We start from the raw sequence: 13,273 nt of genomic DNA, 5'->3' as shown, positions 1-13,273 counted from the left end.
ATTAGAAATAGATTGCGGGGAAAAGTCCAGGGTCAGACTCTCTCATCATTTCATAAATGGTATCTACCACATTCTCGACATTGGGCTTCGAGAAATAATCCCCATCCGAACTGTAAGCCGGACGATGAGGTGGTGCTGCTAAACAACGTGCCGGTGTGTCTAACCATGCAAAAGCGCCTTGTTTGTCTAAAACTTCTTGCATCATGTATGCCGTAGTTCCTCCAGGCATATCTTCATCTGCAAAAAGCACCCGATGTGTCTTTTGAATCGAAGCTGCAATACTTTGAGTTCGGTCAAATGGCAACAAAGTCTGAACATCAATCACCTCGACAGAAATACCCATTGTAGCTAGGGTTTCTGATGCTTCCATCACAATGCGACACATGGATCCATAAGTGACAATCGTAATATCTGTACCTTCACGCAGAACTTCTGGTATGCCCAAGGGAACAGTAATTTCATCTAAGTTTTCTGGCAAAGCTTCCTTCAAGCGATACCCATTTAAGCATTCCACTACAATACCTGGGTCATCTCCTTTTAGTAGGGTTCTGTACATACCTGCAGCCTGAGTCATGTTTCTTGGAACACAGAAATGAATTCCTCGTAATCCATTAATCAAGACTGCCATGGGACTTCCTGAATGCCAAATCCCTTCTAATCGATGCCCACGTGTTCGTAAAATCATTGGCGCCTTTTGTCCTCCAGCTGTTCGGTAATGTAAGCATGCCAAATCATCCGCCAAGACTGGGAATGGATAAAAGATATAATCCAAATATTGTATTTCAACAATTGGTCGCAAACCTCGCATGGATGCTCCAATACCTTGACCCACAATACTAATCTCCCGAATTCCTGTATCCGTGATTTTCAAATCTCCGAATACTTCTTGTAGGCCTGCTAATGTTTGATTAACATCCCCTATTTTACCAACGTCCTCTCCTAAAATAAACACCTTGGGATCTTCTAAAAAATGAGCAAAGCTCTTATTTAAAATCTCACGGCCATCAACAAAAGTTGCCTCTTTGGGATAAATCGGTTTTACCGGATTTACTAACAAAGGTGAATGCTGAGATTGACTAATTTGATGTGAACTGAATCTCAGACGATTTCTTTCTTCTAATTCACTTAGCCACTTTCTCAATAATTTAACTGCAGGTCCTTGATACACTCGAAATGCTCTCAAAGTCTTTCTACCTGCTCGAACTAAATCACTAAATATGGGATAAGGCAGCTGTTTTAACTCTTCCAAAATGGGGGATAATAAATTCCCTTCGTTGGTAGATTCCATTAAATTTTGAGCTACCCTTAAAAATGCTTTTTTATCTGGTTCGATAGAAGCCATATAAGCCGCAAAAGCTTCCTTCTGGTACTTCCTTGCTTCTAAAACCGCTGCTTCTTCTATTTCTTTTAATGCCTCCTCATTGGCAAATCCTTGATCCAAGACCCATTGACGAAACAAAACATTACAGTCCACATCATGCTCCCAAGCCAATCGCTCGGCAGATTTGTATCGTTCATGAGAACCGGAAGCCGAGTGACCTTGTGGCTGTGTACACTCAATCACATGAACTAAACATGGTACAAATTCTTCACGTGCTAATTTAGCCGCCTTTTGGTAAGCCTGAATCAAACCTGGATAATCCCAAGCTCTCACTTGAATGATCTCCAATCCTTTTTCTTTTTCGTTCCTTTGAAAGCCCGCTAAAACCTTGGATATCGACGACTTGGTGGTTTGATATTCAATGGGTACTGAAATACCATATCCATCATCCCAAACAGAAAATACTATAGGAATTTGCAAAACTCCAGCCGCATTGATGCACTCAAAAAACATTCCCTCAGAGGTAGATGCATCTCCGATGGTCGTATAACATACTTCTTTCCCATCCTTAGAAAAAAGTTCTTTCAAAGGAGCTAAATCTTCCCTAAACTGATACATTTTGGAAGCATAAGCGATGCCCAATGATCGAGGGATCTGCATGGCAGTAGAGGAAACTCCTGCCACAGAATTGTATTGATTGGTTTGATCCAACCATTCTCCTTGATCATCCAACCAACGTGTAGCATGGTGATTATTCATTTGTCGACCAGCCGAATGAGGATCGAATTGTCGATCTGGGTGACCATACAGTTGAGCAAAATATTGCGGCCAAGTTAAGTCCCCAATCGCCACTCCAATGGTTTGATCCCGATAATAACCTGAAATATAATCACCCAGTCGCATGGAACGCGCAAGGGCTATTTGGCACAATTCTTTACCATCGCCATAGATACCAAATTTAGCTCGACCAGAAAAAACTTCTTTACGAACCAGAAGGCTACATTGCCTGCTGATGACTGCCAAACGGTAATCTTCCAACACTTTGTCTGGATTGAATTCAATCTCAACACGTGAAAATTGGGTTGGCTTTGGTAGAATCAAAGGAGATTTGTTAAAATTTACGAGGTAAAAATACGATAAAATAATCGTGAGCCAAATACTGAGTCCTTCAATTCTTCGATAAAAAATAAGCAAATTCTTTTGCTGAATCTTTGCTTTGTTATAGCTTTGCTATACATACATTGAAAAATTTCAAACGAAAAAGCATGAAAAAATTAATTGGTATTTTGGCTTTGCTAGTAGGTTTTGCATTTCAATCCAACGCCCAAGGAGCTCTTAAATTCAAAAAGGAAAAGCACGATTTCGGTACGATTGCCGAAGGAGTTCAAGCAACATACAGCTTTGAATTCACTAACACAGGTAATGCGCCCGTGGTCATTTCAAATGTTCAGCCTTCTTGTGGTTGCACTACTCCAGATTGGACTAGAGAACCGATTATGCCAGGTAAAACAGGAAAAGTAACTGCGTCATACAACTCAACAGGTAGACCTGGAAACTTTAGCAAAACGATTACAGTGATAAATAATGGTTCTACATCTCAAATCATTTTGATGATTTCTGGTTCAGTTAAGCCAAAAGCTTAAGACTGTTTTTATCTCAAATAAAAAAGTCTCCTTTTTCAAGGAGACTTTTTTTATACACTAATATTAATCTCGATTAATTAAAGCATCATTCGCTTTCTTCTGGGTAAGTCCATTAATCCAAGACGCTATTTTGAGTACATCTTTGGCTGGCACATGCGACATCGGAGCCATTTCTGTAGCAAAGTCTGGCCAGTTTTTAGGATTCGGCTTATAGACTAAAGCCAAAATTTGCTTGTCGCTATATTTCCGTTTAGAAATGTCAGTAAATGAAGGACCAATCAATTTCTCTTCTCTAGCATGGCAAGCCACACAAGTATGCTTCTTTAATAATGCCATGGCTTCATTATCTGAAATTACAGTAGTCGCCTTCGCATTATCTACTTTCGATACTTTTTTCTCTACTGCCACTTTCTCTATAATTGGACTAGTCGACGCGTTTAATACCACTTTGTCTCCTGAAGGAATTTGATTCAACGTATAGTAAGCTGTTTCATGCAACAAGGGCTCTCCTGCTTCATTTTTCACACCAGTAAGTTTAAACTCGTGGATGAAATATTGACGAACTTGATCCAACACAATACGTACTTTCTTCTTATCGGAAGAAACCACAATGCCTTTAATGGCTAAATCTTTCACATCGACAATCGGGCTACCGTATTGGTGATGATATTTATAGATATAGGATCTCAAGGCATAAGATGCAGCCTTTTTCACCGAATTCACATCCACTGCTTGAGTAAAGCTAATTTCAAATCCATCTGAACGAGCCTCAATCATATTAATTTCAAATGGCATCAAACCATTCCAAACCAAACGTTGTAAGCCAAAATTATCTTTACCTGTTGAGCCCCATCCTCTGGAAGTCATCCCTACAAACATACTTCCATCCAATCCAAAACGCTCTCTCAAAATCCCAGATTGAAATCCTTCACGGTAATTAATGCAGAATCCTTGATAGACACCATTTACTTTCTCTAAGCCCATCCGCATTACTTTGGATTGTCCTTGGTCCGCCACAAAATACTGTCCAGGGAATGGGCTAAATTTCCCACCTGTAGTATCTTGTAAAATATCTGAGGTAGAAATACCCATGATGGCATGTGGAAACCAAACAGCAGGAAGCTTCAAGTTTTTCACTTTTTTGGCTGCCTCAAACATGGGAGACCCATTGTCAGGAATTTCTTCCAAAGTCAACTTAAAAGGACTATTCGGTTCTTTGGCCCATTTTAATCCACCAGGATTACCAGCAAAATCACCTTTGGCTAAATGAGTCACACGACCCGACCCAACCCAGTCACCTTGATTTTCTCCATAAAAAATATCTCCTTCTTGGTTGATGCTATAACCAGCAGGCGAACGTAAACCAGCAGCAAATGGCTCCAATTTTCCATCTGGGCTAATCTTCACTAACCAACCCCTCCATTTGGAAAATTTACCTTCTCCATAACCTACCCAAGCTAAATTGAGTGTTACCCACATATCTCCATTTTTATCAAAAACAGGTCCATAGGTATATTCGTGATAATTTCCCGAAAGTTGAAATTGATAAATGGGCTCATATCGATCTGCCACGCCATCTCGATCCGTGTCAGAAACTTTGGTTAATTCGCCACGTTGCGAACAATAAAATGCCCCGTCTTTATAGGCTAAACCTAAAATCTCGTGCATTCCACTTGCAAAACGACGGTAATAAGTTTGATGACTATCCTTTTGATAAGGATTCTCAATTATCCAAATTTCCCCACGACGAGTACTAACGCCTAAGCGACCATCAGGCATGGTGGCAATTCCACCAATTTCCAAGTAGATATCTTGAGGAATGGGTAACGTTTTTATTTCATAAAAATCCTTTTCAGTTTTCGTAGATGGGCTTTGGGCCATGACAAAGGTCGATATGAATAATAATAAGATACTTAAGTTGTGTTTCATGTTAAAATAAGGTTTACCAAATCACTTGATATGAAATACTATTTCCTGATATAGGAATGCGTACTTGCTGCTTCCCATTAGCTAGACTTTGCACCGATTCTGAACCGCCACTCCACTGAATGAAATATTGATTCCCATCCAATGAAATTAAACCAGGCTGCACTTTCACCACGGAAGCACTTGTTCCTAAGATTAAATCAAATGAAGGATTTGTTCCTTGGGTAGGCTTCCAACTCAGGGTTCTTGTCCAACCTGTTCCAGCCGAATTAGGAACTAAATTGTCTTCTAACAACACATTATTCCACTGGTATAAATAAACAGGTCTACCATGTTGAATTCTATATCCCTTATACATCCATTGACCATTATTAACTGAATCAGGTTGAGCTTGACCACTTGGTACTAAAGGAAACTTGCCATCCATCACCTGATTTAGGCCCAACGGTTCGGCAGTCTGCGGCTCTCCTCTACTTTCCCACATTTGAGTGGCATTAAGAAATTTACCTCTCCAAACCTGCAATAGAGCTCCTTGATTTAAATCATATGAATAATGTACACCGGAGGGATCACCTAAATGAATCACATGAGTCTTTTTAGTCCCTTGATGAAAAGCAAATGAACGCTGATAAACGGGTTCTACTTCTGCCTTTACTTCAATAAGGCCAACGGCCTCTGGATCAGGCAGCGAAGTTCTGGCATGCAGTGCTACTAAGGGTGAACCTATGCGTTTGACGAATAAGCCCAAGGCTCTATTTCCCCAAGAGAAATCTTTGCTGAAGCTTAATTTGAATGCATGTTTTCCTGCACTTAACACTTTGGAATGACTGACACGGTCTGAATACCAATAATCACCTTGGTTCAAGGTTTGTCCATCTACTTCCAATCGACCTTTACCTGTCCAATGTGTAATGAATTCATATGTATCTGCCTCTGGCACATTTAATTCTCCCTCATAAACTAATAAGAAGTCCTTTTGAACCTTGATGGTCTTGCCTGTAATTTCAGTGGTTTTACCTTTCAACAAAGGAGTAGCATTATTCGCTTGTAAATTGGCAAATGCTCCTTCATAATAAGCGTAGTTCAAGTCGCCCAGGCTAATTGTTGGCTTTTCGTATGTTTCATACCGTAAGTTTTTAAATGCCACTGGACCATGATCTCCTTGGATGGTAATTGGACCCATGGGAGCTTCTTTATCAAACAGAGCACCACGTGTCATCCCTGAAACTTCGATGTTCTCTTGAACCAAAATTCCGTTCAAAATCACTTTTTTGAAAATAGCATTTTTGATTTTTTTTCCGCTAGCATCAAATCGCGGTGCCTGAAAATCGATTTCAATGGTTTGCCATAAGCCTGGCGCCTTGCACGCATTTTGTCGTGGAGCATATCCTTCGTATCCTTCATTTCCTTTACCTCTAGCATCATCCCATCTTTCATATATTCCTCCACAGTCGCCATATTTCATACGCTGTTTCTTTCCATAAGAATCCAGTAATTGCACTTCATATCGACCTTGCAAATAGATACCAGAATTGGCACCTTTAGGAAGCATAAAATCAAGAATCAAACGGATATCTCCATGATTCAATTTGAATTTTAAATCATCGGAACGTTTGTATTTACCATTCCTTAAGGTATTGACTAAGATGCCATTACCTGGACTAACTTGAAAAGAGGTATCTGTGTAATTGGCCTTAACTGCTTGTTCGATGGTCCAATTATTACTTGGTTGATCAAACGCTCGAAGGTCGTTCAGAGGTATCTCCTGCTGGGCCCATGATACACAGGGCAATAGCAGAAAGAGGAAAAGTTTTTTCATTTTTTACAATTAGGTTTGGGTAATCTTGGGTTTAAATTCAATTCTACCGAAAAATCAATTGGCTACTTCATCGGCACAATTGGGAATATGGTAGAAAATTTATGAGAAATATAAGAATTATTAAGTTAATTTGAATTCGATGTACCCTAAAAACGATGCCAAATAAAATTTTTAGATTCAAACCCATTTTACTACATGTCATATTCTGGGCATGTTTCATGGCCTTGCCATATTGGATGAGACCTAGCCCCAATTCAACTGATCCACAGGCATTACAACGTTACAATTCTTGGACATTATTTTTCATTGCCTTTGCTTTCAGTAACATCCCTTTCTTTTATTTAAATACAGAAATTCTAATTCCTAAAATCTTAAAGAAAAAAGGGATTGTACTATACTTGATTTTACTCTCGATTGCTATCCCTGGCATGATTTGGGTGTATTATGAATTGCAAGAGTTTATTATTATTTCAGATCATGTTAAAGGACGAGGAGGCGGAGGCGGATTCAGAAGAGGGCCGTTTATGGGCACAATTTTCCAATTATTGTTTATCATTGCCATTGGTGTTTCTTATCGATTCTTATCAGATAATTTAAAAGAAAAAGAGATTCAAAAAGAAGAAGAAAATGAACGATTGAAATCGGAATTGTCTTTTTTAAGATCTCAAATTAGTCCTCATTTTATGTTCAATGTATTGAACAGCATTGTCTCTTTATCTAGAAGAAGACCCGAAATGGTCGAATCAGTAGTCATTAAATTATCGGAGTTAATGCGCTACATGATTTATGAAACGACTGATGCAAAAGTTGCGATTAGTAAGGAGATGGTTTATCTTGAAAATTACATCGAGTTGCAAAAAATTCGTTTTGGCAATGATATTGAAATAACTTTCAATCATAAATTGGCAGATGTTCCCAATTCCATTGAACCTATGTTGTTGATTCCATTTGTAGAAAATGCTTTCAAACATGGAGTTGGCATGGTCATGAATCCTATCATTGAAATTACCTTGTTGGATGACCGTGAAAAATTGTATTTTGGCGTTCGAAACAAGGTGAGTTCTCAAATTAGTGAGAAAAAAGATGATAGCTCAGGTATTGGATTAACCAATGTTAAACGTAGATTGGAGTTACTTTATCCGAATGAGCATCAATTAAAAATCACAGAGGAAGGGGAATACTATCATATTGAATTAGAAATTCAACACATTTAATTATGTCAGAAGAGGTCTCAAACGAAAAATTCACGGAAGTATCATCTACCATCCTTCGATGTATTGCAGTGGATGATGAGAGTTTGGCTCTGGATTTATTAGAAGACAATATTGCGAAAATTCCTTTTCTGAAACTGGAAGCTCGTTGCAGAAATGCCTTTGAGGCCATGGAATACCTTCAAAAATCACCTGTTGATTTAATCTTTTTGGACATTCAAATGCCTGGTTTAACAGGAGTGCAATTTTTGGAAGGCTTAACTCAGAAACCCATGGTGATCTTTGTGACGGCATATCAACAATATGCCATTGAAGGTTTTAACTTGGATGTGGTAGATTATGTGTTAAAACCTATATCGTTTGAACGTTTTCTAAAAGCCACCAATAAAGCCTTGGATTTCTTTAAAAGCAAGAAGTCATCTGGTCAGCATATCACGGATAATACCAAATTGGAATACATCTTTATCCATGCAGATTATTCGTTAATGAAAATTATGCTAGATGATATTTTATACATTGAGGGCTTAAAAGACTATATTAAAATCCATTTAAAGACCCAGAAATTTCCTGTGGTTTGTCGAATGACCATGAAATCTATAGAAGAGAAACTACCATCCACTGATTTCCTTCGAATTCATAAATCGTTCATTGTTTCCTTAAAAAAAGTGGAATCCATCCGCAACCAAAAAATCAAGATTGGAGAAAATCACATTCCTTTGAGTGAAAACTATGCGGAACATTTCTATCAAACGATTGGATATCAAAAACAGTAAGGAGGCCCAAAGGTATTCGTTAATTCTCAAGCAGGCATCCTTCATTCCTCAGTAAAAAATGTAACTTTGGTTTTTGGTAACATCAACCTATGTCAATACTTAAAAAATTAGCTGGCGAGACCCTTTCTTACGGATTCAGTACCATTTTAGGTCGGTCGCTCAATTTTTTACTTGTATTTGTCCATACATGGGCATTTCTTCCAGCTGAATTAGGCATCAATGTCAAGCTTTATGGATATATGGCCATCGCCAATATTGTCTATACATATGGCATGGAAACCGCCTACTTTCGCTTTGCAAAAGAGGCTCCTCAAAAATATTACAATCTGATTTTGTCAGCGATAATTGTCACTTCGGGATTATTTACACTGATATTATTCCTCTTTTCTGACCCTTTGATGGCTCAATTAGGGTATGCAGGTAAAGGCGTATTTCTGAAATGGCTTGCTTTAATTTTAGCCATTGATGCCATTACGGCTATTCCCTTTGCTCGACTGCGTCTGGAACAAAAGATTAAGAAATTTGTATTAGCTAAGATTATTTCCATTTTAATCAATGTTAGCTTAAACTTGATTTTTTTAGTGGGTCTAAAGCCATTACATGATGGAGTTTGGGGGGATTCTTGGCCTCATTTTTTACGTGATTTATATGATCCATCGATTGGGGCTGGATATATTTTCGTGGCAAATTTAATTGCCAATGCCAGCTTGTTTTATTGGTTAGGGACAGAGTTTAGGGCCTATCGCTGGGAATGGGATTGGAAAGAATTTAAATCCCTGTGGATTTACTCATACCCCATCATGTTCATGAGCTTGGCAGCTATGTTCAATGTCATGTTTGATCGATTATTACTTGAGGAATATTTACCGGAAGGGTTTTATCCGGGACAAACATCCCAAGATGCTTTGGGGATTTATGGGAATTGCTATAAACTTTCTGTCTTTATGAGTTTGGCAATTCAGGCATTTAAATATTCTGCTGAGCCATTTTTCTTGGGTAAGAAAAACAATGCCAACAATAAAGAGAATTTAGCTTTAGTCACGCATTGGTTTGTGATTGTTTGTACCTTGTTGTGGGTTGGGGTATCTTCCAATTTATTTTGGATACAACAATTATTTTTGAAAAAGGCCATTTATTGGGAGGGCATCGGTGTGGTTCCTATTTTATTGTTGGCTAATTTATTTTTGGGAATATATTATACACAATCCGTTTGGTTTAAGCAGACGAATAAAACCTACATGGGAACAATTATCACGTTGGTAGGTCTAGCGGTTACTATCTTAGGCAATATATATTGGATACCTACCTTTGGATACATGGCTTGTGCTTGGTCATTTCTTTTATCCAGTGTCATTATGACATTGATGTGTTATGTTGGAGGCCAAATATATGACCCTACACCTTATCGCTGGAAGGAGGCATTGATCTATATAGGTATGGGCGCTTTGGCCATTTATTCTGGTAATTACTTAGGTCAAATTCCTATCCCTATGTTCTTCACCCAAAATGCAGGATTATTAGTAATTTTAACCTTTCTCTTAGGTAAAGAATTTCAGTGGAAAGGCTGGAAACCCCAAATAAAAAACAGGTAATTTTCTTCGATTCATGAAGCAAGACATTAAAATGCAATACTTGAGCCTCCGACTAAAAATTAGTCAGATGGTCACACGTTTGCAAGAAAATGAAGGCACAATTCGTGAATTATCGCAGCAATTGCAATGGGCTCAAGAAAGGCTAGATCTTAAAATTGAGGAGCTAAATCGGTCGCAAAGACGTTTAAAAGAATTGGAGAAAAACTTTAAAAAATCAGATAAAATTGTTAAAATTGTAGTTAATACAGATAACACAGCGGTACCGACTGCTGAACTGAAGGAAAAGTTAGACGAATATATCGTAAAAATAGATCAGTGTATTGAGCAATTGCGTCAACCATGAGCCAAAACCTACCATGTAACCTAATATTGGGCATTCAAACCATCGCGATGAAGGTTGATCCACAAGAGGAAGCATATGTGAGAAATGCAGCTAATTTGGTTAATAGATTGGTCAAATACTATGAACAACAGACAAATAGTTCAGATCCAAGTGCTGTCATGGCTTTGGTCGCTTTGGATTTAGCCATGTGTGGCATCAAGTTTGATGAACAGCATCGTTCATTAGAATCCAACATACTGAATGAAAACAAGCAATTGTTAGAATTGACTGAAATTTACGCCATATAATTAATCCCCTTTTTCTTGATTCAGTAAGGACGGAGCCAATGTAAATAAACCCACAGGTTCCATGATAATAGAAATAGTTGTAGCCATCGTTTTTTTAGCAGGTGGTGTATTTACTGGAAAAGTTTTCTTTTCTAAAGTGAATAAAAACATAGAGGATGATGCCAAAAGAAAGGCGGAAGATATCCTTAAAAACGCAGAGATCTCTGCAGAAAATCTTAAGAAAGACCGTATGTTGGAAGCAAAGGAAAATTTCCTTCGCTTAAGAGCTGAATTTGAAGAAGATACTCAAAACAAAAAGGGCATTTTAGTTGAAAATGAGCAAAAACTACGTGAAAAAGAGCGTCAATTGACGCAGCAACAAGAGCAACAAAGGCAAGCTGATCAGGAGCTTCAATCTCAAAAGCAGAGCTTACAATCGAAAGAGGAAAATTACCGTAAGAAGTTAGAGGATGTTGAGAAAAAGCGATTAGAGGCAGAAGCTATGTTGGCTAATCAAATTAGTCAATTGGAAAAAATTGCAGGTTTATCTGCTGATGAGGCACGCCAGCAAATCATGGATGCGTTGAAAGCGGAAGCTGAAAGTAAGGCAAGTTCATTGGTAAAACAGGCTATTGAAGAGGCTAAATTAACGGCTACGAAAGAAGCCAAAAAGGTGGTTATTGAAACAATCCAACGTACCGCCGCTGAAAATGCTATCGAAAACTGTGTATCTGTTTTCAACATTGAGTCGGATGATGTTAAAGGAAAAATCATTGGTAGAGAAGGTAGAAATATTCGTGCTTTAGAGGCGGCTACAGGTGTGGAATTCATCGTTGATGATACTCCAGAAGCAATCATCATTTCAGGCTTTGATCCTGTACGTAGAGAGATTGCGCGTTTATCTTTACATCGTTTGGTACAAGATGGACGTATTCACCCGGCACGTATTGAGGAAGTAGTCAATAAGACTAAAAAGAATATTGAAGATGAGATCATTGAAATTGGAGAAAAAACAGTGATTGATTTAGGTATTCATGGATTGCATCCTGAGTTAATCAAAATGATTGGCCGTATGCGTTTCCGTTCTTCTTATGGTCAAAATCTATTGCAACACTCGCGTGAAGTAGCTAAGTTATGTGCTACTATGGCTGCGGAATTAGGTTTAAATGCTAAGTTGGCCAAACGGGCAGGTTTACTACATGATATTGGTAAAGTTTGGCATGAAGAGCCAGAGTTACCTCACGCCTTGCTAGGTATGGAATTGGCACAGAAATACAAGGAACATCCTGAGGTTTGTAATGCCATTGGTGCTCACCACGATGAAATCGAAATGACATCGATGATTTCACCCATCATTCAAGTTTGTGACGCGATATCTGGTTCTAGACCAGGAGCCCGTCGTGAAATGATGGAGTCTTACATGAAGCGTTTACGTGATTTAGAAGCTTTGGCCACCTCCTTTGATGGAGTTCAAAAATGCTATGCAATACAAGCTGGTCGTGAGTTAAGAATCATGGTAGATTCGGAAAATGTAAGTGATGAGAAAGCATCGAATTTGTCATTTGACATTTCTCAAAAAATAGAGAAGGAGATGCAATATCCAGGACAAATTAAAGTCACGGTTATTCGTGAAATGCGCGCTGTGAATTTTGCTAAATAATTATTGAGTTTTTGATTATTTGATTGAAATATCAATTTTCTGATTGGTTTATCGATTGAATTCGAGTAGTTTTATCCAACGCTGTCAAGGTTCTAAACCTTGACAGCGTTACATTTTCACCCCATTTTCTTTATTTCATGGAAATTCGTAGCCCAAATAATCCAGATGAATGGGAAGCTTATTTTCAGCTTCGTTTCAAGGTTTTACGAGAACCGTGGAATCAAGCAGCTGGTTCAGAGCATCTCCCAGATGATCAAAATGCTATTCATGTATTAGCTATAGAGAATAACCATGTATTAGGAGTTGCTCGAATGCATGAATCAAGTCCTCTGCAGGGACAGGTTCGCTGTGTGGCAGTAGATCATTCTCAACAGGGGAAAGGTATAGGTAGATTGATTATGAAATACCTAGAACAAAAAGCTAAAGAAAACCTTTGGCAAGAAATTATTCTGGAGGCTCGAGAAAATGCAGTTCCATTTTATAAAAGCTTAGGCTATCAGATAGAAAAAGAATCGTATCTCTTATTTGGGGAAATACAACATTACACAATGAAGAAGGTTTTCTAAGCAAATAGTTTTCTCAAAAGCTATTTGATTCCCCCAATAAATCCATATCTGAAATTTCAGTTAATTGATATTACATCTAAAAATTGATTCCTCTGTTTCAATTTATCAAAAAGTAGATTGTAAACTATTTCTGCATTCATGAAATTGAACTAA

Annotated in this window: 11 protein-coding genes; 8 read left to right on the top strand and 3 right to left on the bottom strand. The window is 38.2% G+C overall.

Going from position 1 to position 13,273, the window contains the following annotated elements; translation table 11 throughout:
• Position 1: 1 nt before the first annotated feature.
• Positions 2 to 2,422, bottom strand: coding sequence for an alpha-ketoacid dehydrogenase subunit alpha/beta (locus EWU22_RS04395; protein WP_231962712.1), 2,421 nt, complete (start codon positions 2,420 to 2,422; stop codon positions 2 to 4).
• Positions 2,423 to 2,586: 164 nt separating this feature from the next.
• Between EWU22_RS04395 and EWU22_RS04390 the strand changes: the two genes are divergently transcribed.
• Positions 2,587 to 2,964, top strand: coding sequence for a DUF1573 domain-containing protein (locus EWU22_RS04390; protein ID WP_109322144.1), 378 nt, complete (start codon positions 2,587 to 2,589; stop codon positions 2,962 to 2,964).
• 63 nt (positions 2,965 to 3,027) lie between these two features.
• On the opposite strand, the gene EWU22_RS04385 is transcribed toward EWU22_RS04390, so the two are convergent.
• Positions 3,028 to 4,893 (bottom strand): hypothetical protein, encoded by a 1,866-nt coding sequence (locus EWU22_RS04385; protein WP_130924570.1) that lies wholly within the window; start codon positions 4,891 to 4,893, stop codon positions 3,028 to 3,030.
• 13 nt (positions 4,894 to 4,906) lie between these two features.
• Positions 4,907 to 6,709: a family 16 glycoside hydrolase gene (locus tag EWU22_RS04380; protein ID WP_130924569.1), complete on the bottom strand. Its 1,803-nt coding sequence runs from the start codon at positions 6,707 to 6,709 to the stop codon at positions 4,907 to 4,909.
• Between the two features lie 155 nt (positions 6,710 to 6,864).
• On the opposite strand from EWU22_RS04380, the gene EWU22_RS04375 reads away from it, so the two are divergent.
• The 7 genes from EWU22_RS04375 to EWU22_RS04345 all read left to right on the top strand — a co-directional run bounded on the left by EWU22_RS04375 (position 6,865) and on the right by EWU22_RS04345 (position 13,120).
• Positions 6,865 to 7,923, top strand: coding sequence for a sensor histidine kinase (locus tag EWU22_RS04375; RefSeq protein ID WP_109322141.1), 1,059 nt, complete (start codon positions 6,865 to 6,867; stop codon positions 7,921 to 7,923).
• Between the two features lie 2 nt (positions 7,924 to 7,925).
• On the top strand, positions 7,926 to 8,693 hold the full coding sequence (locus EWU22_RS04370; RefSeq protein WP_109322140.1) for a LytR/AlgR family response regulator transcription factor: 768 nt from the start codon (positions 7,926 to 7,928) through the stop codon (positions 8,691 to 8,693).
• 89 nt (positions 8,694 to 8,782) lie between these two features.
• Entirely contained in the window at positions 8,783 to 10,285 is a 1,503-nt protein-coding gene (locus EWU22_RS04365; RefSeq protein WP_130924568.1) for a lipopolysaccharide biosynthesis protein, read from the top strand.
• 13 nt (positions 10,286 to 10,298) lie between these two features.
• Positions 10,299 to 10,628: a hypothetical protein gene (locus EWU22_RS04360; RefSeq protein ID WP_109322138.1), complete on the top strand. Its 330-nt coding sequence runs from the start codon at positions 10,299 to 10,301 to the stop codon at positions 10,626 to 10,628.
• On the top strand, positions 10,625 to 10,915 hold the full coding sequence (locus tag EWU22_RS04355) for a cell division protein ZapA (RefSeq protein ID WP_109322137.1): 291 nt from the start codon (positions 10,625 to 10,627) through the stop codon (positions 10,913 to 10,915). Before EWU22_RS04360 ends, EWU22_RS04355 begins: the two co-directional genes overlap by 4 nt.
• Before the next feature lie 61 nt (positions 10,916 to 10,976).
• Positions 10,977 to 12,554: a ribonuclease Y gene (rny, locus tag EWU22_RS04350; protein WP_130924567.1), complete on the top strand. Its 1,578-nt coding sequence runs from the start codon at positions 10,977 to 10,979 to the stop codon at positions 12,552 to 12,554.
• Positions 12,555 to 12,691: 137 nt separating this feature from the next.
• Positions 12,692 to 13,120: a GNAT family N-acetyltransferase gene (locus tag EWU22_RS04345; protein ID WP_130924566.1), complete on the top strand. Its 429-nt coding sequence runs from the start codon at positions 12,692 to 12,694 to the stop codon at positions 13,118 to 13,120.
• The last annotated feature ends 153 nt before the right edge of the window (positions 13,121 to 13,273 follow it).

The organism is Aquirufa nivalisilvae (assembly GCF_004307455.1).
GTDB lineage: Bacteria > Bacteroidota > Bacteroidia > Cytophagales > Spirosomataceae > Aquirufa > Aquirufa nivalisilvae.
Note: the sequence above shows the minus strand (reverse complement) of the source record. Positions and strands in the feature narration are given on the sequence as shown.

Coding starts and splice junctions, on each gene's coding strand:
- EWU22_RS04390 (WP_109322144.1), top strand. CDS start 2,587: ATGAAAAAATTAATTGGTATTTTGGCTTTGCTAGTAGGTTTTGCATTT.
- EWU22_RS04385 (WP_130924570.1), bottom strand. CDS start 4,893: ATGAAACACAACTTAAGTATCTTATTATTATTCATATCGACCTTTGTC.
- EWU22_RS04380 (WP_130924569.1), bottom strand. CDS start 6,709: ATGAAAAAACTTTTCCTCTTTCTGCTATTGCCCTGTGTATCATGGGCC.
- EWU22_RS04375 (WP_109322141.1), top strand. CDS start 6,865: ATGCCAAATAAAATTTTTAGATTCAAACCCATTTTACTACATGTCATA.
- EWU22_RS04370 (WP_109322140.1), top strand. CDS start 7,926: ATGTCAGAAGAGGTCTCAAACGAAAAATTCACGGAAGTATCATCTACC.
- EWU22_RS04365 (WP_130924568.1), top strand. CDS start 8,783: ATGTCAATACTTAAAAAATTAGCTGGCGAGACCCTTTCTTACGGATTC.
- EWU22_RS04360 (WP_109322138.1), top strand. CDS start 10,299: ATGAAGCAAGACATTAAAATGCAATACTTGAGCCTCCGACTAAAAATT.
- EWU22_RS04355 (WP_109322137.1), top strand. CDS start 10,625: ATGAGCCAAAACCTACCATGTAACCTAATATTGGGCATTCAAACCATC.
- rny (WP_130924567.1), top strand. CDS start 10,977: ATGATAATAGAAATAGTTGTAGCCATCGTTTTTTTAGCAGGTGGTGTA.
- EWU22_RS04345 (WP_130924566.1), top strand. CDS start 12,692: ATGGAAATTCGTAGCCCAAATAATCCAGATGAATGGGAAGCTTATTTT.